The organism is Paenibacillus andongensis (assembly GCF_025369935.1).
GTDB lineage: Bacteria > Bacillota > Bacilli > Paenibacillales > NBRC-103111 > Paenibacillus_E > Paenibacillus_E andongensis.
The window spans coordinates 6,619,816-6,640,530 of sequence record NZ_CP104467.1 but is presented as its reverse complement, the minus strand read 5'-3'; the positions used below and the strand labels follow the sequence as shown (position 1 = coordinate 6,640,530).

The window sequence follows — 20,715 nt, the reverse complement described above, 5'->3', positions numbered from 1 at the left end:
TGACTTTATGAAAATTGGTATTGTAAAACCAGATTACAAAATTTCAGGTGGTTTTGAAGTCGTAGTAAATCGTCTTAAACTCGAGCTTGAATTGAGAGGGCATGAGGTTCAAATGGTTTACGTAGATGCTACGGATACAAGCACGAATGATATACCCTATATAATTAATCAAGATATGTTTTATAAAAATCCTGAATTTTTTAAATACATTAATATGTATTGGAAATATTTAAAGATGGATTTATCGCGATATGATGCAGTTATTAGTACACAGCCTCCTTCATTTGCAATTAAACATCCAAAGCACATTTCATTATTTTATCATCATATGAAATTTTTTTATGATATGTCAGATCTCATTCTTGAAGTAGGGCTGCAACAACCCTATCATCATAAATCAGTTCAAGTAATTCGTGAAATAGATACACTTAGTTTATCTAAAGTGACTACCATTCTTGCAGGTAGTCAGACGATAAAGAATAGGATTAAACAGTTTAACAATCTTAGCAACAATGTAGATGTTATTTATGCTGGAATCGATCCTGATATATATTATTTTAATGGTCAAGTTATTTATGAGTATCCTATAGTTGTGGGCAGGCATGAATTCCCTAAAAGACCAGAGCTTTTTGTTAAGGCTATGAAACTACTGCCTAATCTTGTAGGCAAAGTTGTGGGCGCGGGCGGCCGAACAGATGATTTAAAAAGAATTGATAACCTGTTAACCTATACTTCCCAAGAGGGGATCGTCATAACTGATGATATAGTCTGGAAGCAAATGTCTAACGGGAAATTTGGGTTTGAATATGAAAAGCTTATTCAAAATGCAAAAAAAAATAGAACCCCTTCGAATGTTATCTTTACAGGTAGAGTTTCAACAGAAAGTTTATTTGAGGAGTATTCCAAAGCTTCCTGTGTTGTGTGTCCGGCATATGAAGAGGATTATGGCTTAACAGCTATTGAAGCTATGTCTTTTAAAAAGCCAGTTATTGCATGTAAAGATGGTGGCGGTTATGCAGAACTTATAGAAGATGGAATTAATGGATTTTTAGTTGATCCTACCTCTGATGCGATAGCTGAAGCTATTCAGAGAATAGCTGAGAACAAAGAAATGGCTATAAGGATGGGAAATGCAGCGTATGAAACTAGTAGAAAGTATACATGGAGAAATACGATTGATAAGTTATTAGAACATTTAACATTCTAAATGAGGAGAGTATATGTGGATATTGCAATTGTATCACCCAGTCCTAAACCATTTGCTGTAGGTGGCATTGAAAAGTTGATGTTAGGGTTATATCAACAAATAGATGAATTAACGGATCATAGAGTGGAGCTATTTAAGATCCCAACTGGAGAGAATGGGTTCTGGGAATTATTGAAGAGCTATGAAACTTTTTATAATTTAAATTTAGACCATTTTGATATGATTATTACTTGCAAATACCCTAGTTGGATGGTTCAGCATAGAAATCATACTATTTATATGGCCCATCATTTAAGAGGTCTTTTTGATACCTATCATTTTCTTAATATGCCGACAGAGATGAAGAAGACGTCTCACATAGAAATAAACAAAATAATAGAGTACACCCAAGATCCTAATAATATTCATAATGATTTAGATGGCTTCTTTAAAATGATTGATCTTCTTTATACTAACAGAGAAAATTATTCTAAAGATTTTTTTGCATTTCCAGGGCCGTTTATTAGACAGATCATTCATTTCCTTGATAAATGGGCTCTTCATCCATCAAGAATGAAAAGATATACCTCCATATCTAAGACAGTAAAGGATAGAAATGATTACTTCCCTTCAAATGTTAATGTTGAAGTAATATACCCACCAACAACCTTGCAGGGTTTACAAGGAGGGGATTATGACTATTTCTTAGTAGTTGGAAGATTAGATGGTGCCAAGCGGGTAGAATTAGTAATTAAAGCTATGAGTCATATAAGTAATCCAAATGTGAATTTACTTATTGCAGGATCTGGTCCAGATGAGAGTAGGCTAAAACAGATAGCCTTAAATGATGACAGAATTAAATTTATTGGATATATAAATAATGAGAAGTTGAAAGATCTATATTCTAATGCATTAGCTGTTATTTATGTGCCCTATGATGAAGATTATGGTCTTGTTACTATTGAAGCTATGCATTGTGGAAAACCAGTAATCACATGTAAAGATTCAGGTGGAACGACTGAATTTGTTATTGACGGAAAAACCGGCTTATTAGCTAATAGTGATCCACTAAGTTTAGCAGAAAAAATGAGTATGCTGGTGAGTAATAAATCTTTAGCGATGACCCTGGGTGCAAATGCCAGAGATTCTGTGAGAACTATAACTTGGAATAACTGCATAACATCTTTATTGCAGGACAATCTAAGTAGCTATGTTAATTTTCCTCCCCAAATTAAAAAGAAAATAACTATACTTTCAACTTATCCAGTTTTACCGAGAAAGCATGGTGGACAACTCAGAATATTCAATATTTATAAAAATTTAGATCAGGAATATGACATCACAATAGTAAGTTTAAATAATGAGTCTAAACATTATGAGAAAAGGGTTGGGAACTTAACAGAAATTTCAATTCCTATGAGCAACACTCACTTAGAGAAAGAATGGGCAATAGAAAGAGAAGTCGGTATTCCAATCACGGATATTGTGATGCATAGACTAATAAATTTGTCGCCTGAGTTTATTCGTATTGCAGATAAATACATGCAAAACGCTAATATTCTTGTTGCAGCTCAACCGTATTTATATAATTTAATTGAAAAGTACGGTGTAAATAAATATATTATCTATGATTCGCAGAATATGGAATATAATTTAAAAAAATCAATGTTACCTGACAACAAAACAGCCCATAAATTGTTAGAAGAGTTATTTGAGCTGGAGAAAAGAGCATGTTTATCAAGTAGTATAATTTTGGCATGCTCAAGTGAAGATATAGACAAATTGACAGATACCTATAAAGTAGAATATAAAAAAGCAGTGCTCGTTCCAAATGGTGTAGACACAAGGTTAAATCCTTATGTGGATTTTCGTACTAGGCAGAAAAATAAAGTAGATCTAGGGATAGAAAATGAAAATATTATCGTATTTATTGGTAGTTGGCATAAGCCTAATATAGAAGCTGTAGAAGAAATTCTTAAAATCGCAAATAGTTTATCGGAATGCAAATTTATTATTATGGGTGGACAATGCTTAGCCTTTAGAGATCGGAATTTACCTAAGAATGTTGTATTAGCTGGAATAGTTGATGAACAAACAAAATTATTAATTTATTCAGTCGCAGATATTGCTATTAATCCTATGTCGAATGGTTCCGGGACTAACTTAAAAGTTGCGGAGTATATGGCAAATGGAGTCCCTATTATATCGTCAAAAATAGGTGCGAGGGGATATGATGTTGTGAATGGAGAACATATTCTTATCACAGATCTCAATAGTTTTTGTGAAGAAATAAGAGAATTATTAAATAATAGTGATTTAAAAGCTAAATTGTCCTCATCTTCTAAAAAGTTTGTTGATAATAAATTCGAGTGGAAAGTGATATCAAATATTCTAAAAGAAACTCTTTTAAAAATAGATAAGTCTTATGAAGTAAATAGTTATGAATGAAGGATAAGGTGAAGGGGTTAAAGAGCAATAATCAATAGTAAAAGCATGAATTGTATTTAAATACCAAACAGACACTGGTTGCCTGAAGCGAAAGAGAGTCCCGTAAGTTTTTAGCTCTTATTGATAAAAATGATTTTCAGATAATTTCGACAAATAACAGCAAAAGTAAATGGTAAAGAAACACCGATATATAAACAGTAGCGTAGGTCTCTCCTTCAGGCATTTGCTGTCCATTTGGTATTCATATCCATTTCGATGAGTGGTTTTTCAGATTTATTCGTTACCACGATCACGTTTCCTTTAGGTTTATTTCTGTCTCCCTCTTGAGGTTCGGCTAGGCATCGTATTGCAGCGGCGATAAAGTTATCCCAAGGTTTCCATAATGTTTTTAATATATCCACAAGCTCTGAGAGCGTCTTGTTCGTCTCGATTTCCAACTTGATCAACAAATCCAACAGTGTGCTATGAGGCAAATCCAGATCTGATTGATGACGGCCTGCTCGCTAGTCCCGTAAAACCCTGTCAATTTCAGGTGTTGCTTGCCCAACGAAAGAAAGTCTCGATCTGACTTCTTCAGTGCTTAGGTCAAATCGATTCGTAATGATCGGAACTAGATTGTTGCCTTTATTATCGATTGTTTCGATTATTCGCAACAAATGCGTCATCCGTTTTTTGCCTTTATCCAAAATCACGTTCACGTCCCGGAGAATCTTGGTTCCCATATCAACGGGAAGTTCTTCGATTTCCTCGGTGACGGCGTTGTTTTAAAGTCGTGAAACGAAGCGGATTACACTGCTACAGTAATTGTCATACTTGCCGTAGTCGAGATAGCCTCGATAGGTCGTTTCCCGATCAGTGAGACCCAGTCTTTCCTTGATAATCAAAGCCCCGGGCGTAATCCAAACGGAATACGCCTTTTGACCAAGTACGGGAGATTGGAAGACATCGGTGTAAGCATCTTCCGCTTTATTCCACGGAATTAACTTGCCCAGTTGAATCCAGGGATTCGCGGGGTTCAGTTTTCCGCATATTTCTTCTTTGCAGATGAATTCGACAAAAGCAGTTCTAATCCCTTGCTAGAGCAGAATGTTTTATTTGTACAGCAAGCCCTAACTACACTCACCCAGTAGAGCGAAGGGCCCTTAAATTCTGTGTCTACTATCTTTTCAGAGAGTCACTTCTTTGAAGAATTTATTAAAGCTAGTAATACAATTATTCAATATTGTTGGAAGGGTGCAATTTTAATGATAAATGATCAATATTATAAAAAGGTAAGTTTTTCGATTATATTAATAGCTGCGATTATACTACAACTAATTGTAACAATGAAACCTCCAGCTGTTTCCGGTGAATTGGATTCATATATGATGCCTATAATTTCATTAGAACAAAGAATGTCATTTTTCATAAATCAATCCGATATTGATAAAGCTAGATTAGATTTTCCAAATCTATATAGTGGTGTAATGGGGTATAATGATTTAAGAAGTAGTAAATTAATAGTTATTGAAAGTAATAAATGGCTAGGGTGGTATTTTCCAACTTATTCAATAGCAGCATTGCCTGTAAAATTAATATTAAAAACTTTAAGACTTAATCAATCATATACCTTATTGTTAACAAATGTGTTGTTCTATGTTATCGCTCTAATTGTTGTTTTAAAAAAACTTAAAATAACTGAATCGAAACGTTTGTTGCTTATAATACTTTTGATTTGTAATCCCATATTTTTTTACACCATAGTTTGGGGTTCTGCAGAAAGTTTTATTTTTTCTCTTGTTGTAATGTCTTTAGTTTTTTTTAGTAATAAGCAGTATAAAACAGCAGGCTTATTAGTTTCCATTGCTGGTTCATTAAATCCAACAATAATGATATATGGAGCTGTAATTATTGTCTCATTTTTTGTAGAACTCTTCAAAAAAAATAATGTCAAGCTAATGTATGAAGTAATTCAAATATTAAAAAATAAATTCTTGGAAATTTTAAAATTGGGGCTTTGTTTTGTGCCATCTATTGTTCCATTCATATTTTATTATTTTGCAGTTGGTAAATTAAGTGTTACTGCATTCGCGGGAACGACAAATTTTCTTTTTGAAAGATTTTATACTTATCTTTTTGACTTAAATCTTGGAATATTCCCGTACTTTCCGGTTGCGCTAATTTTATTTTTTATTTTTATTTTTCGGGGATTGTATTTGAGAAATACTATGGCAATATTGTATTTAATTGCCTTTTTTGGTACTATTTTGACATATTCAATGATGCTTCATATAAATTCTGGAATGACAGGAATTGCAAGATATAATTCATGGGTAACACCAATAATGTTATTCTACATAGTTACTGAAGGATTAGAAATTGTAAAAAAGAAACAATATAAGAGCGTATATTTTTGTTCACTGTATATCTCATCTTTCATTAGTGCAATAATAATTATATTCTATTTATATGTTCCAACAAGTTACGTATATCATACGCCAATTGCGACTGCAATATTGAATAATTTCCCTCAGCTGTATAATCCACTATATTCAACATTTATTTCCAGGACAACTCATGTAGATGGAGGATATAGCTATACAAAACCGGTTATATATGCCGATGAGGGGAGAATTAGAAAGATTTTGGTAACGAATGATACAATTAAAGACTTGCAAAGAAAGATTAGTGGTAGTTCTGGATGTATGCAAATGTTAAATAATAAAATTGAAGCTGTAAAAGGTAAGTCTGGTTATCAATATATAAATATACCTAGAAGTTCACAATGCTCTATTGAGATTGGAATAGAAAAAAAGGAGTTGTTTGCACAAGAACTAATAGATGTTACACCTGGTGATAAAAATGTTTATGCTTTTGGAATTCCGACTGAAATAAAACCAAATACAGTATACAAAGTTGAGTTTACTGCGAAACCACATAGTACTATATCAAATTTTTATGTTGATTTTTATGGAAATAATGGAGCTTATGATTTTAATGAACAACAACAGTCTGTAAATTTAATAAATAAAGAAAAAATGTACAAGATATTGATTAATTCGGGAAATTATCAAAATATTTATAATGCTTATGTTAGATTTGTATATTCGGGAGAAAGACCTTTTCAGTTAAAAGATATTCGCATAACTGAAATGGAAAATATGGATTAATTCTGCCTCTAATGGAGTTTATATGATAGAAGTAACAAGCGATGCTAAGTTCTCCATCTGTGTAGCATAAAGATACTGAAGAAGGGCATACTGTGCTGGACAAGGGAATTGGTTCAGGTTCGAGCGATGCGTTGGCTCCAAGCTGTTACCAGTTCTTTTTCTTTATTAAAGGGTGAACTTTAGCTTTCCAGTCAGGTTATACACCATGGCAATGATTCCGTGGGCTTTTGTTTCGCGGCTTGAAATTGGCTGTTAACTCCCTCTAGTAGTCCATTGGTAAGTTTAGAGAGAGGAAAACCAACGGAAAACACCGTCATTGTGCAATCTTGTAGCACCATCGGTGCAGTAACTGCCGAAGAGAGGTAGATCTCTTGCAGAATCAACCTCATTCGAGATGCTTTAGCGGTATCTAGATCGCAAACATTTAGTTTCGCCATCGTTTTCTTGTTGGGATGGGGTCAGGTTTTCCGGGTTTTTCAACCATAGATAGCGCGTATATTTTAACTGTAAGCTGCTCTTCCGTTCCGTACGGCGTACTTCATCAACTGCTTCGTTGGGAGCATGCACAATATGGAACTTGTCGAAAGTAATAGCTGAATTCGGAAAATGCTCCTCAGCTCCTTCGATGAAAGTAGGGGACATGTCCATGCATACTTCGGTAATATTCTCGTTCTTTCCTCCGTGGGCTTCTAATTGTTGTTTGAATTCACCCCAGGTAATTACAGATATGTTTAAAGTAGCGTTAGAACTTGACCCTGCTTTTTATACTATGAAATTAACAAATCTTTTAATTATGTTGGTAGAAAAGGGTCGTATATTTCAGATAAACTAAAACCAAATCTTGACAATAATAATCTCAGTATTCTAAATAAAGAGGAATTATCGTTAACTTTAATGAGAGGGTGGCTCAAAAAATAAAAGAATCTGTGCTTCTTAAGAACTCCAATCAGTTTATGATATTACATGAATATTACCCATGGGGATATCACTTAACAACCATTATCAAAAGATAACAGCTTTGATTTTATTTATGGTAATGATATTTTACGTTTGAATTGAAAGAAGAAACTAAAAATTATATTGTAATATCCACTTCTAGCTCATACATTAATTTGTTTTTAAATGGAAAATTAGAAAAAACAGAAAAAATTAAAGGTGATATTATTAATACCAATATGCTAGTTACGGATATTGGTTGCAAGATACCCGCCCTTTTAAAGGGTCCATAGATGAAATGAGAATAATGAATAGAGCACTGACATTTCAGAATTATTGTCAAACTGGGAAAAGATAAAAAATGACAAAAAGTAAGAAATTAATTAAACTATACATAAGCTTATGAAAGGAAGGTCTAAATAAAAGTAGATGCAATCTCAGTCTATCAAGTTTTTAATTATTGGAATTCTTAATACAGTTGTTGGGTATTTAATCTATTTTGTTTGTTTAAAATTTTTTGATTTAAATTATATATTTTCGTTGTTATATGCACATGTGCTTGGCGTATTACATAGTTACTTTTGGAATAGCAAGTGGACCTTTAAAAAAGGAAGAAAAACGTATAAAAATCTATTGAAATTTTCAGGAGTATATGGTGTTTCTTTTCTTATTAATTTATTAGTACTCTATATTCTAATAAACTATCTAAGCTTAACTCCCTTGCTTTCCCAGGGTTTCGCATTATTCATAACAACTTTAATTAGTTTCATTGGTCATAAATATTGGAGTTTCAAAATTAGTAAAACTCACATTAGGAGTGGAGAACATGTTGAAAATAAATGATTTGGTTCAAAAGAAATCAACAAATGAATTAGCTATTATAACAAATGTAAATATGGATAATTATGAAGTTGTAAAACTAAGTATGAAAGAATTATTGGACCCAAATTTCCAAATTGTTGTTAGTATAGATGGTACTACCAACGTGTTGCTTGATGTAAGGAATAAGGATCTTTTTGAAAAGACGGAAATTACATTTTTAAGAAGTATACCTAAAGATGTAGCTGAGAAGATAATGAGACTTGAGATACTTTCAAAAGTAGATGTGTTTTACAAAACATTTCATGAGAAAAAAGAGTCATTTAACCCGGAGACATCTTCTATATCATATGGTGGCCGTGTTTACGATGAAAGAGAAATGAAAAACCTTGTCGATTCTTCTTTAGATTTTTGGTTAACAGCAGGAAGGTTTAGCAAGCAATTTGAAAAAGAGTTTGCTGAGTTCATTGGCGTTAGATACGCATTACTAACAAATTCAGGATCGTCAGCAAACTTACTGGCTTTCTCGACTCTAACCTCTCCTAAATTAGGAGATCGTCGCATAATGCCTGGGGATGAAGTTATTACAGTAGCTGCTGGTTTCCCAACAACTGTAACTCCAATCGTACAGAACGGGGCAATCCCTGTTTTTATTGATGTTGAACTAGGAACATATAACATTATGGTAGACCGAATTGAAGGAGCTATTACTTCAAAAACCAAAGCAATAATGATTGCTCATACTATGGGTAACCCCTTTGAGTTAGACAAGATAATTGAGCTTGCTAAGAAATATAATCTATGGGTAATTGAAGATAACTGTGATGCATTAGGATCGAAATTTGACGGGAAATTAACAGGTACATTTGGTGATATTGCTACATCCAGTTTTTATCCACCACATCATATGACTATGGGGGAAGGTGGGGCAGTCTATACAAACAATCCTCAACTTAAAATGATTATTGAATCATTCAGAGATTGGGGAAGAGATTGCTGGTGTCCATCCGGATGTGATGATACTTGTAAGAAACGGTTTGGATGGGAGCTTGGAACTCTTCCATATGGATATGATCACAAATATACGTATTCACATATTGGCTATAACCTCAGAGTAACTGACATGCAAGCTGCTGTTGGGGTAGAGCAGCTTAAGAAAGTACCTTCTTTTGTAGATGCAAGAATAAGAAACTTTAATAGACTTTTGGAAGGCTTGAAAGATCTTAATGATTATTTTATCTTGCCTAGAGCAACTAAAAATTCTGAACCTAGTTGGTTTGGATTCATTCTAACTCTTCGTGAGAATGTAGGGTTTACTAAGAATGAAATAGTAAATTATTTAGAAACCAACAGGATACAAACACGTATGTTGTTTGCCGGTAACTTAACAAGACAACCTGCCTTTCAAGGTGTTAATTACAGGATCCATGGTGATTTAATCAATACTGACAAAATTTTAAATGACACTTTTTTAATAGGAGTTTACCCTGGACTAACGGATGTAATGATAGATTATATGATACTTAAGATTAGTGAATTTGTTAAATCCAAACAGAATTTAGTAACTAGGAGGATATGTCAATGAAGGTAGTTATACTTGCAGGGGGATATGGTACAAGAATAAGTGAAGAATCCCACTTAAAACCTAAACCAATGATTGAAATTGGACAAAGGCCGATTCTTTGGCATATTATGAAGATTTATTCATCGTATGGATTTAATGATTTTGTAATTTGTCTTGGTTATAAGGGTTATTATATTAAGGAATATTTTGCTCACTACTTTCTTCATGAATCTGATGTTACCTTTGATTTTAGGAACGATAACGAGAACATAACACATAATCACTCTGCTGAACCATGGAGAGTTACACTTGTAAATACTGGAATAGATACGATGACTGGCGGGCGAGTTAAGAGAATTCAACCGTATATCGGATATGAACCTTTTATGCTTACCTATGGTGATGGAGTATCGGATGTAAACATTAAGGAATTGGTTGAGTTCCATAAATTAAGTGGAAGAATGGCAACTGTTACATCTATTCAGCCTGATGGCCGATTTGGAGCATTGGACATATCAGATCTGAATGAAGTGCGCGGTTTTCAAGAAAAGCCTAGAGGAGACGGTTCTTGGATTAACGCGGGCTTCTTCGTTTGTCAGCCAGAAGTATTTGATTATATTAATGATGATTCAACTATATTTGAAAAAGAGCCGCTAGAAAATCTTGCGAAGCAAGGGGAACTTTCTGCTTATAAACATAATGGTTTCTGGCAGCCTATGGATACATTGCGTGATAAGAATCATTTGGAAGACCTATGGGCTAGGAACAAAGCTCCATGGAAAACTTGGGGAAAAGATCTGGTGAAAAATGTATGACTGAGTTCTGGAATAATAAACGAGTATTCGTAACGGGTCATACAGGTTTTAAAGGAACATGGTTGTGTTTATGGTTAACGCAGATGGGAGCAAAAGTAGCAGGCTACGCTTTGCTACCTCCAACATCACCTAGTTTATTTGAACTGTGTAATGTAGAGGGACTTCTTGAGAAATCTACAATTGCAGACATTAGAGATTTAGAATCGATAAAAGAAGCGATATCCGATTTTAAACCGGAAATTGTTATACACATGGCTGCACAACCACTGGTTAGAGATTCATATAAAATCCCAGTTGAAACGTATTCTATAAATGTAATGGGTACAGTTAATTTATTTGAAGCAGTAAGAATAACTGAAAGCGTAAAAGCTGTTGTAAACGTGACAACTGATAAATGCTATGAAAATAAAGAGTGGGAATGGGGCTATCGTGAAAATGAGCCTTTAGGGGGATATGATCCATATTCTAACAGTAAGGCCTGTTCAGAATTAGTGACATCTGCCTATAGAAATTCTTTCTTTAATCCTGAGAAATATAACGAGCATGGTGTAGCCATAGCTTCAGCAAGAGCAGGGAATGTAATTGGTGGTGGTGATTGGGCGGTAGATCGATTGATTCCTGATTGCATTAGCTCTCTTTTGCAAGAAGAGGAAATTATTATTAGAAATCCGAATTCAATAAGGCCATGGCAGCATGTTTTAGAACCATTGAGTGGTTATTTGCTCTTAGCGGAAAAATTATATATGCATGGTACTCAGTATGCAGAAGGTTGGAATTTTGGTCCATCAGACAATGATGCAAAACCGGTAAGGTGGATTGTAGACAAAATATGTGAAATTTGGGGGGAGAAAAGCCACTATCAAATTGATGGAGGTATAAACCCTCATGAGGCCAATTATTTAAAACTAGATTGTTCTAAGGCAAAGTTACACTTAAGCTGGGAGCCGCGCTGGGAACTTGAAAAAACTTTGAAGAGTATTGTTTCATGGACTCATAAGTATCGTGAAGGTGCAGACATGAGACTTGTGTGTCTTGAACAAATTAATGATTATATAACTTCTTTTTAACTGCAGTGAACTATTGTTTAGAACATAATAAGGATAAGGTGAATCAAATGAAACTTTCAGATTATGTTATAGATTTTATTGCAGAAGAGGGAGTCTCTCACGTTTTTGAGTTTATTGGTGGTGCTATCGCACATCTTTTGGATTCTGTTTATTTACGTGATGATATCCAATGTATTTCAGTGCGTCATGAGCAAGCTGGTGCATTTGCTGCAGAGGCTTATGCAAGGTTGAATGGTAAACTTGGAGTTGCAATGGCAACAAGTGGTCCAGGAGCATTAAATTTGGTTACAGGTGTTGGTAGCTGCTACTTTGATAGTGTTCCATGTTTATTTATTACGGGTCAGGTAAATACGTATGAATATAAGTTTGATAGACCTGTCAGGCAGATTGGATTTCAGGAAACTGATATTGTTAGTGTAGTTAAATCATTAACAAAATATGCAGAACTAGTTACAGACCCCCTAACGATAAGATATCATCTCGAGAAGGCCGTTTATTTGGCTCAGAATGGTCGTCCAGGTCCTGTGTTAATTGACATTCCAATGAATCTTCAAAGGGAAAATATTAACCCAGAGAATTTGTTGAGCTTTTATGACAGTGCGGAGTATAAAGAATTACAAACCAAAATTAATAAGGATGTTTCAGATAAAGAATTAAATGAAATCGTACAATTGATTAAAAACTCCGAAAGACCTGTTATTCTAGCAGGAGGAGGAGTCAGAACTGCAAATGCAGCTGATGAATTACAACAACTTGTAAAGTTAACTGGAATTCCAGTGGTCACTTCACTTATGGGACTCGACGCAATTCCGCATACAAATAATGAGTTTATTGGATTAATCGGTTCTTATGGGAATAGGTACAGTAATATAGCTCTTGCAAATAGCGATTTAATTTTAATATTAGGTTCTAGACTTGACTCCAGACAAACTGGGACTAGACCAGATACTTTTGGGCGTGTAGCGAAAAAGATACATGTAGATGCCGATTTTAATGAGTTGAATGCAAAAATTAAAGTAGACATTGCGATTCAGAGCGATGTGAAGGGTTTCTTAAACTTATTGAATGAAAAGCTCAAGGAATATCAAAAGCCTAACTATGCAATTTGGAATGAAACGATCAAAAATTTGAAAGTTAAGTTCCCTACACGCTGTTATGACTCACCACAAGAGCATATAGATCCTAACCTATTTATGGAATTACTATCATCAATGAGTTGTGAAGGTGATGTAATTTGCTTAGATGTAGGACAGCATCAAATGTGGGCTTCACAGTCTTTTAAAATAAAAGAAAAACAAAGATTGCTGAATTCTGGTGGAATGGGTGCGATGGGGTTTGCTTTACCTGCTGCAATTGGTGCCGCATTAGTAAATGAAAATACAGTGATTGTTATAGCAGGTGATGGTGGCATACAGGTTAATATTCAGGAATTTGATACGATTGCTAAACATAATCTGCCTATAAAAATATTTGTAATGGATAATAATTGTCTAGGGATGGTTAGGCAATTCCAAGATTTGTATTTTGATGGTCGGAAACAATCTACAGTATATTCTTCACCAAATTTATTTAAAATTGCTCAAGCGTATAACATTCCCTCATTCCATATAGCAACAATGGATGAAGCAGAAAATAAGATAAGAGAAGCATTTAGCATCGAAGGTCCAACATTTATATCTGTAGCGTTAGAACAAAATACGACCGTTAACCCTAAATTAGTAGTCAATAGACCCATCGAAGATATGTCCCCACATCTAGAAAGACACGAGTTGAAAGAACTAATGTTGATTGACTTAGTCGAAGAAATGGAAGTACCTAAATAGGATTATTATCTTGGAGGCATTGATGAATACTTCCACGAAGGAAGCAAAAACGATAGCTATCTTAGGGGCAACAGGACATATAGCAAAAAATTTGATTTATTACTTATCAAATGAAGAAAATTATAACCTGGTTTTATTTGCCCGATCAGTTTCTAAAATAGAACACTTTTTAAATGATAATTTTTTGCTTAAAAGTAATTGCACAATATGTGATATGGAACAATTCGCTCTATTTTCATATGATGTGATTATCAATTGTATTGGTATAGTTGATTCCACTAAATCTAAACAAGAACAGCAACTAGTATTTACTGTGACAGAGGAGTACGATAATTTAATATTAAATTATTTGCAGTCCCATTCCAAAGCCTTATATATTAACCTAAGTAGTGGCGCTGCATACTCTACATCATTTGATAAAGCAGCTAACCAGAATACTAAAAGCGAAATAGATATTAATAATTTACTTCCAACACATAATTATGGGATTACAAAGCTATATATGGAAGCTAAGCACAGGGCATTTGATAATTATAATATCGTTGATTTGAGGGTATTTAGTTTTTTTAGCCGATTTATTGATTTAAATTCAAACTTCTTACTTACAGACATTATTCAATGTCTACGAGAGGATAAGATTCTCAGGACAAATGATATCAATATAGTTAGAGATTATATCCACCCTATAGACTTTATTGAATTAATTAAACTATGCATTTCTAAACAAGAGATTAATGATGTTTTTGATATGTATAGTTTAAGTCCGGTTCTTAAATTTGATATACTAAATTATTTTATTGACGAATATGGCCTGAAAATTGAAATCGATAAATCGTACTCATTGACTTCACCATCAGGAATCAAAAATAATTATTATTCAATCAATAAAAAGAGTAATACTGTGTTATCCTATCACCCTATATACACTTCTCTTGATTGTATAAAAGAAGAAATTAGATTTATGTACACTGGATCTCAAAAATAAGATTATAAGGTGAAGAAATGAAATTACTAAGTATTGTAACCCCGTGTTATAACGAAGAAGCTAATGTTGAAGAGTTGTACAGACAGGTCAAGGAGATTTGTAGTTGTCTTATGGGGTACACATATGAGCATATATTTATTGATAATGCATCAAAGGACGAGACCGTATCTATATTAAAGACGCTAGCATCACAAGATCCGAATGTAAAAGTGATTGTTAATTCAAGAAACTTTGGACACATCAGATCTCCATATCATGCTTTACTTCAGGCTAGAGGAGATGCTGTGATACTTATGGTTGCAGATCTTCAGGATCCACCCACAATGATAAGAGATTTTGTTCAAAAGTGGGAGGAAGGATATAAAGTTGTATTAGGTGTTAAAAATGAAAGTGAAGAATCTCGATTGATGTTTGCCATAAGAAAGTTGTATTATAATTTCATCAATAAAGTGTCTGAAATTGAACTGACAAAAAACAATACAGGATTTGGTTTATATGATCAACAAGTTATAAAAGTACTAAGGCAAATCGATGATCCATATCCGTATTTTAGAGGTTTAATTTCTGATATTGGTTTTGAGAGTTATAAAATTAGTTACATTCAACCTTCTCGTAAGAGGGGGATTACGAAAAATAATTTTTATACTTTGTATGACATAGCAATGCTAGGAATTACAAATCACTCAAAAATTCCATTAAGATTAGCTGCCATGTTGGGCTTTGCTATGTCTGCTGTTAGTTTTACGGTAGCAATAGTCTATTTACTGGCAAAATTAATGTTTTGGAATTATTTTGTAGTAGGTATTGCTCCTCTTGTTATTGGGCTATTCTTCTTTTCTTCTGTTCAACTATTCTTTATTGGAATTATTGGGGAATATATTGGATCGATTCATACACAGGTAATGAAACGACCTCTGGTGATAGAGAAAGAAAGAGTTAATTTTAGCGAAGATTTAGAACATTTGGGTAAGAAGGAAGCAATAATGCGTTAAAAATAGTGATATATCCAACTATGAAACCCTAAACACCTACCATCAAAAGGTATGAGTTTAGGGTTATTTTTTATATAATACTAATTCTTTTCACTGCTACACCTAACTGTCTAACATCATTATTTCCTAATACTTGCTGTGGTGACCATAGTTCTTCAACTTCAAGAGTGACTTGAATATCTCCTACTAATTCATCATCTAATGTGAAGGTATGAATCTGATTATCCATATCAGTGAAAAGGATAATCGAAATCTCTTTGTTGTTGACAAACAATTTTGCTTTATTATTGCTTAGAGCACAATTTGTGAATTCAATAGTTATAGTTCTAATTGCATGTTCTGCTCGAAGCTTTACTCCAGCACGCTTTGAAGCCATCCAACGATATGAACCCTCGGGTTCATGCCAGTCTTTTGATGAGATAAGATATTTCAATGATTCTGGGTTAGCCAACTCTATACTTGATGGTGCTGCTCTAATATATTTTTCCTGAAAATCATTAATTATCAGTATCTCATAGATTTGGCTTGCAGGCATTGGGAAGAATTTATTTACTCTTTTCTTAGCGTCTAGAATATGAATACCACAATCTACTGATACATTTGGGATTTTAGAAAGAATTCTATCTAAATGCCTCATAACGCTCTGTCCTACATAAAAATTAAACCCATCTGAGGCCAAGCCCCTTGTATAACCGCCTAATTTAGCGATGCACTGATTTTCTTTTCTAAGATTGAGATTTAAAGATTCACAATAGTACATTTGATTATCAATAAAAGACACACTATGAGGAAGTTGTAAATCTTTTTGTAAAATATTTTTTAATTCCTTTGTTTTGATATCATACTCAGCAATAACTCCATCAAATGACTCTAACAGATTTCTCCAACCACCTTGTAGAGAAAACATAGATAAGAATAAGCTATTTCCTTGAATACATAAGTCATTAATATGATTTTGATCTTCGTTACTATCTGAGATTTTTATTTCATCAATCCTTTTAAAAGGTTCTGTTTGATAAATACCAACGGCATTATGCGAGGTTTCGACTGCATACAGCAAGCCATCAGAGTGTAATTTTAGACCGTGAAGATCTCGTGTCGGTACATCATATGTATTTGTAATGTTAAATTCTTTATCTAACTTTAAAATTCCATGAGAATTTGTTGCTAAATAATATCCCTCTGAGAAACGGGCTATTCCACGACAATCTGCTTCCAATATCTTTGTTATATTTTTTAATTCAAAATCTATGATGAATAAACCACCTGGGGATGATTGGTCTTTCGGACAGCTTACAAGAAGCTTTGTATTTATTCCTTGAAAACGTATAAAAGGATCAAAAAAATTTATCATTACTTTATATCCTTTCCTGAATAAAATGAATTTTGTCAAAAGGGAGTTATCATGATAAGCTTATTCTAACAGATTTTAGTCGAAATAATAAATAAAACTAACTAAGCGCCCGAAATGTGGAAATGTTATTACATTTTCTAGCTTAATTAATCCCTTTCAGTTGGAATCAGATATTAAATATAATTATAAGAATATGGATTTATTAAGAAGATTTAGTTTTTTCTTTCATTTAAAGTATAAAAAACAATACTGTGGGGTACTAGCATGAAAGGTGTAATTTTAGCAGGTGGTACTGGTTCTCGATTATATCCTTTAACGAAAGTAACAAACAAACATTTGCTTCCCGTTGGAAAATACCCAATGATTTTTTATTCAATAGTTAAACTTAAAGAAGCTGGTATTATAGACATATTGATTGTAACCGGTAAGGATCATATGGGTGACGTGGTCAACCTGCTTGGAAGTGGCAGTGAAATGGGAGTTTATTTCACATACAAGGTTCAAGACGAAGCAGGTGGAATAGCACAGGCTTTAGGTCTTGCAAATCACTTTGTAGGAGATGACCAGATGGTTGTCATCTTGGGTGATAACGTATTTTCGGACTCAATTACATCCTTTGTTCATAACTTTAGAGAACAACAAAAAGGAGCCAAAATACTTATTCAACAAGTTCAGGACCCATCAAGATATGGAGTTCCAGAACTTAACGGAGAACGAATTGTGTCTATTGAAGAGAAGCCTCAGAAGCCAAAGAGCAACTATGCTGTAACCGGTATTTATATGTATGACTGCTCTGTTTTTGAAATTGTTAAGACACTTAAGCCTTCGGGACGGGGGGAACTAGAAATTACAGATGTTAATAACGCATATATTAAGAAGAATGAACTTACTTACGACATTCTTCAAGGTTGGTGGACAGATGCAGGCACGCATGCTTCATTAGCCAAAGCAAACGAATTAACGAAAGATTTGTTATTTGGAGAAGAGTTTGGGAAGCTGAAAATGTAAAGGATGTCTACCCTTATGAATATTATATCTACGAAATTAGAAGGATTATACATTGTAGAGCCCGATATCTTTGGTGATAATCGGGGATTCTTTATGGAGAGTTATAGTAGCGCGAAGTTTGCTAAGCTTGGATTTGATCATTTATTTGTTCAAGATAATCATTCTTTATCAGTGGAAGGCGGAGTATTGAGAGGACTTCATTACCAGTTGAATCCAAAATCTCAAACGAAACTAGTTAGAGTAGCATCAGGAGCTATTTATGATGTGGCTGTAGACATTAGAAAGGATTCTCCTACGTTAGGTCAATGGGTAGGTGTAATTCTTAGCGAAGCTAATAAGCGTCAACTTCTTGTTCCAAAAGGCTTCGCACATGGTTTTTGTACAATTGTGCCGAATACTCAGGTGCTATACAAAGTGGATGAGTACTACTCTCATGAACACGATAGAGGCATTCTTTGGAGCGACCCAGCGCTAGGCATTGATTGGCCAACATCTAGACCTATTCTTTCTGATAAAGATCAAAAGCATCCGCTTATTCAAGATGCAGAAATAAACTTTTAAAATGGGAACAATACGCATATGAAAATACTTGTAACTGGCGGAGCCGGGTTTATCGGCAGCAACTTTGTTCATTATATGCTAGATCGGTATCCAAACTATGAGATCATCAATCTCGATGCATTGACCTATGCCGGAAATTTAGAGAACCTGAGATCGATTCAAGAGAACAGTCACAATACTTTCGTCAAAGGTGATATCACAAATCCGGAATTAATAAACAGCTTGTTCGAACAGGGTGTCGATACGGTTGTTCATTTCGCCGCGGAATCGCATGTGGATCGAAGTATTTTGGAACCGGATGTTTTCGTGAAGACGAACGTGCTAGGTACGCAGGTTTTACTTGAAGCTGCTAGAAAATATGATGTTAAGAAATTCGTTCATGTTTCCACTGACGAGGTTTACGGAACACTAGGTGAAACAGGTCTCTTCACGGAAGAAACTCCTTTATCTCCGAACAGCCCTTATTCTGCAAGTAAAGCAGGATCTGATCTTTTGGTGCGAGCTTATCACGAAACTTTTGGACTACCAGTTAACATCACTCGTTGTTCCAATAACTATGGTCCTTATCAGTTCCCTGAAAAGTTAATCCCATTAATGATTGCGAATGCTTTGAATGATAAGTCTCTTCCTGTTTATGGTGACGGTCTTAATATTAGGGATTGGCTATATGTTGAGGATCACTGCAGCGCGATTGATCTGGTTCTACATAAGGGTATCAACGGTGAGGTTTACAATATCGGCGGTAATAACGAGAGAACGAATATTCAAATCATACAAACTATTCTTCGTGAGCTGGGTAAGCCAGAGTCTTTGATGCAATTTGTGAAAGATCGACCAGGACATGACCGTCGCTATGGGATTAATGCAACTAAGATTACGAAGGAGCTTGGGTGGGAGCCTAAGCATAATTTTGAGACGGGTATTCATGAAACAATTCGTTGGTACTTGGATAATCAGGACTGGTGGAAACGAGTTCAGACGGGTGAATATCAAAAATATGTTGCCGAGCAATACGGCTCGCGGCTTGGTGCCAGATAATGAGAATAGTAGTTACCGGGGCTAAAGGTCAACTTGGGCAAGATGTAGTAAAGCTGCTAGGAGCAAAGCATGAGGTTCATGGTCTGGGAAGAGAGCAGCTAGATATTACAAATGAGAGTCAATGTCTAGAGGTTCTCAAAGAGTTAAAGCCAGATGTTGTTATTCATAGTGCTGCGTATACAGCTGTTGATCTTGCTGAGACGGAAGAGGAATTGACCTATAGTGTTAATGCCGATGGAACAAAAAATCTCGCAGTTGCTGCAGAGAGTATTGGGGCGATATTTTGCTATATTAGCACGGATTATGTATTCGATGGTACGGCTAAGAGTGCTTACGTTGAAGATGATGAGACGAATCCTCAGAGTGTCTATGGGAAGTCAAAAAGAGCAGGGGAACAACATGTACTATCTCTATCAACTAAGCATTTTATTGTAAGAACTTCTTGGGTATATGGTATGCATGGTAATAATTTCGTGAAAACGATGTTACAGTTAGCTAAAACAAGAGATTCAATAAAAGTTGTAAGCGATCAATTCGGTTCACCTACTTACACAGTCGATCTTGTCCTTTTTCTTGATAAACTCATTCAAACAGAACGTTATGGCATTTATCATGCTTCAAACTCGGGTGTTTGTTCATGGTATGACTTTGCTTGTGCCATTTTTGAAGAAAATGACATTACAATTAAAGTAGAACCATGTACTACGGAAGAATTTCCACGGCCCGCTCCACGTCCACGGAACTCAGCGATGGAGCACGAGGCGATTCGTGCGAATGGCTTTGAAGATTTAAGAACTTGGCGGGAAGGGCTTAAGGCTTTTTTAAGGGAGCTGGAAGAAAATAATTAAAAATCCATGGTTTTTAACCTCAACTCAGCATGAAGAGTAACAACTCATGTTGGGTTAGCGGTTTTTCTGTTTTTCTAATTAGTACATTCTCTCTCATAACGGTTGAATCGCTCGACCTTACT

17 protein-coding genes and 1 pseudogene are annotated in these 20,715 nt (G+C 34.6%); 14 read left to right on the top strand and 4 right to left on the bottom strand.

Annotated features, from left to right (window positions below; genetic code table 11):
- The first annotated feature begins 7 nt into the window (after positions 1–7).
- Both NYR53_RS29700 and NYR53_RS29695 read left to right on the top strand, forming a co-directional pair.
- Positions 8–1,207 carry a glycosyltransferase family 4 protein gene (locus NYR53_RS29700; protein WP_261302647.1) on the top strand — a complete coding sequence of 400 codons (1,200 nt, stop codon included), beginning with the start codon at positions 8–10 and terminating at the stop codon, positions 1,205–1,207.
- A gap of 15 nt (positions 1,208–1,222) precedes the next feature.
- The gene (locus tag NYR53_RS29695; protein WP_261302646.1) at positions 1,223–3,634 is read left to right on the top strand and encodes a glycosyltransferase family 4 protein; all 2,412 of its coding nucleotides are present in this window, start codon (positions 1,223–1,225) and stop codon (positions 3,632–3,634) included.
- Positions 3,635–3,849: 215 nt separating this feature from the next.
- Here the strand turns inward: NYR53_RS29695 and NYR53_RS29690 are convergent, their stop codons facing one another.
- The gene (locus tag NYR53_RS29690) at positions 3,850–4,107 is read right to left on the bottom strand and encodes a hypothetical protein (RefSeq protein ID WP_261302645.1); all 258 of its coding nucleotides are present in this window, start codon (positions 4,105–4,107) and stop codon (positions 3,850–3,852) included.
- A gap of 30 nt (positions 4,108–4,137) precedes the next feature.
- On the bottom strand, positions 4,138–4,356 hold the full coding sequence (locus tag NYR53_RS29685) for a hypothetical protein (protein ID WP_261302644.1): 219 nt from the start codon (positions 4,354–4,356) through the stop codon (positions 4,138–4,140).
- A gap of 522 nt (positions 4,357–4,878) precedes the next feature.
- On the opposite strand from NYR53_RS29685, the gene NYR53_RS29680 reads away from it, so the two are divergent.
- On the top strand, positions 4,879–6,783 hold the full coding sequence (locus NYR53_RS29680) for a hypothetical protein (RefSeq protein ID WP_261302643.1): 1,905 nt from the start codon (positions 4,879–4,881) through the stop codon (positions 6,781–6,783).
- A gap of 165 nt (positions 6,784–6,948) precedes the next feature.
- On the opposite strand, the pseudogene NYR53_RS34680 reads toward NYR53_RS29680, so the two are convergent.
- Positions 6,949–7,500, bottom strand: a pseudogene (locus NYR53_RS34680) (transposase); the annotation flags it as partial.
- A 648-nt stretch (positions 7,501–8,148) separates the two neighbouring features.
- Between NYR53_RS34680 and NYR53_RS34565 the strand changes: the two are divergent.
- From NYR53_RS34565 to NYR53_RS29645, 7 genes are read left to right on the top strand one after another with little or no spacing between them, the layout of a single operon-like run.
- On the top strand, positions 8,149–8,562 hold the full coding sequence (locus tag NYR53_RS34565) for a GtrA family protein (protein ID WP_367618591.1): 414 nt from the start codon (positions 8,149–8,151) through the stop codon (positions 8,560–8,562).
- Positions 8,546–10,123: a lipopolysaccharide biosynthesis protein RfbH gene (gene rfbH, locus NYR53_RS29670; protein ID WP_261302642.1), complete on the top strand. Its 1,578-nt coding sequence runs from the start codon at positions 8,546–8,548 to the stop codon at positions 10,121–10,123. Before NYR53_RS34565 ends, rfbH begins: the two co-directional genes overlap by 17 nt.
- Positions 10,120–10,917 carry a glucose-1-phosphate cytidylyltransferase gene (rfbF, locus tag NYR53_RS29665; protein ID WP_261302641.1) on the top strand — a complete coding sequence of 266 codons (798 nt, stop codon included), beginning with the start codon at positions 10,120–10,122 and terminating at the stop codon, positions 10,915–10,917. Before rfbH ends, rfbF begins: the two co-directional genes overlap by 4 nt.
- Positions 10,878–11,984, top strand: a complete 1,107-nt coding sequence (rfbG, locus tag NYR53_RS29660) for a CDP-glucose 4,6-dehydratase (RefSeq protein WP_261302640.1) — start codon at positions 10,878–10,880, stop codon at positions 11,982–11,984. Before rfbF ends, rfbG begins: the two co-directional genes overlap by 40 nt.
- Before the next feature lie 47 nt (positions 11,985–12,031).
- Positions 12,032–13,807 (top strand): thiamine pyrophosphate-binding protein, encoded by a 1,776-nt coding sequence (locus NYR53_RS29655; protein ID WP_261302639.1) that lies wholly within the window; start codon positions 12,032–12,034, stop codon positions 13,805–13,807.
- Positions 13,808–13,829: 22 nt separating this feature from the next.
- Positions 13,830–14,792: an NAD-dependent epimerase/dehydratase family protein gene (locus NYR53_RS29650; RefSeq protein WP_261302638.1), complete on the top strand. Its 963-nt coding sequence runs from the start codon at positions 13,830–13,832 to the stop codon at positions 14,790–14,792.
- 17 nt (positions 14,793–14,809) lie between these two features.
- Positions 14,810–15,784 carry a glycosyltransferase gene (locus NYR53_RS29645; protein WP_261302637.1) on the top strand — a complete coding sequence of 325 codons (975 nt, stop codon included), beginning with the start codon at positions 14,810–14,812 and terminating at the stop codon, positions 15,782–15,784.
- Between the two features lie 70 nt (positions 15,785–15,854).
- Here NYR53_RS29645 and NYR53_RS29640 read toward each other — a convergent pair whose 3' ends face one another.
- Positions 15,855–17,138, bottom strand: a complete 1,284-nt coding sequence (locus NYR53_RS29640) for a DUF4915 domain-containing protein (protein ID WP_261302636.1) — start codon at positions 17,136–17,138, stop codon at positions 15,855–15,857.
- Positions 17,139–17,402: 264 nt separating this feature from the next.
- Between NYR53_RS29640 and NYR53_RS29635 the strand changes: the two genes are divergently transcribed.
- From NYR53_RS29635 to rfbD, 4 genes are read left to right on the top strand one after another with little or no spacing between them, the layout of a single operon-like run.
- Positions 17,403–18,146 carry a sugar phosphate nucleotidyltransferase gene (locus NYR53_RS29635; RefSeq protein WP_261302635.1) on the top strand — a complete coding sequence of 248 codons (744 nt, stop codon included), beginning with the start codon at positions 17,403–17,405 and terminating at the stop codon, positions 18,144–18,146.
- A 15-nt stretch (positions 18,147–18,161) separates the two neighbouring features.
- Complete coding sequence (gene rfbC, locus NYR53_RS29630) at positions 18,162–18,707, top strand: dTDP-4-dehydrorhamnose 3,5-epimerase (RefSeq protein WP_261302634.1); 546 nt, start codon at positions 18,162–18,164, stop codon at positions 18,705–18,707.
- 18 nt (positions 18,708–18,725) lie between these two features.
- A complete protein-coding gene (gene rfbB / locus NYR53_RS29625; RefSeq protein ID WP_261302633.1) occupies positions 18,726–19,745 on the top strand; it encodes a dTDP-glucose 4,6-dehydratase in 1,020 nt (339 codons plus the stop codon).
- The gene (gene rfbD, locus NYR53_RS29620; protein ID WP_261302632.1) at positions 19,745–20,593 is read left to right on the top strand and encodes a dTDP-4-dehydrorhamnose reductase; all 849 of its coding nucleotides are present in this window, start codon (positions 19,745–19,747) and stop codon (positions 20,591–20,593) included. The genes rfbB and rfbD overlap by 1 nt, the downstream gene beginning before the upstream one ends.
- The last annotated feature ends 122 nt before the right edge of the window (positions 20,594–20,715 follow it).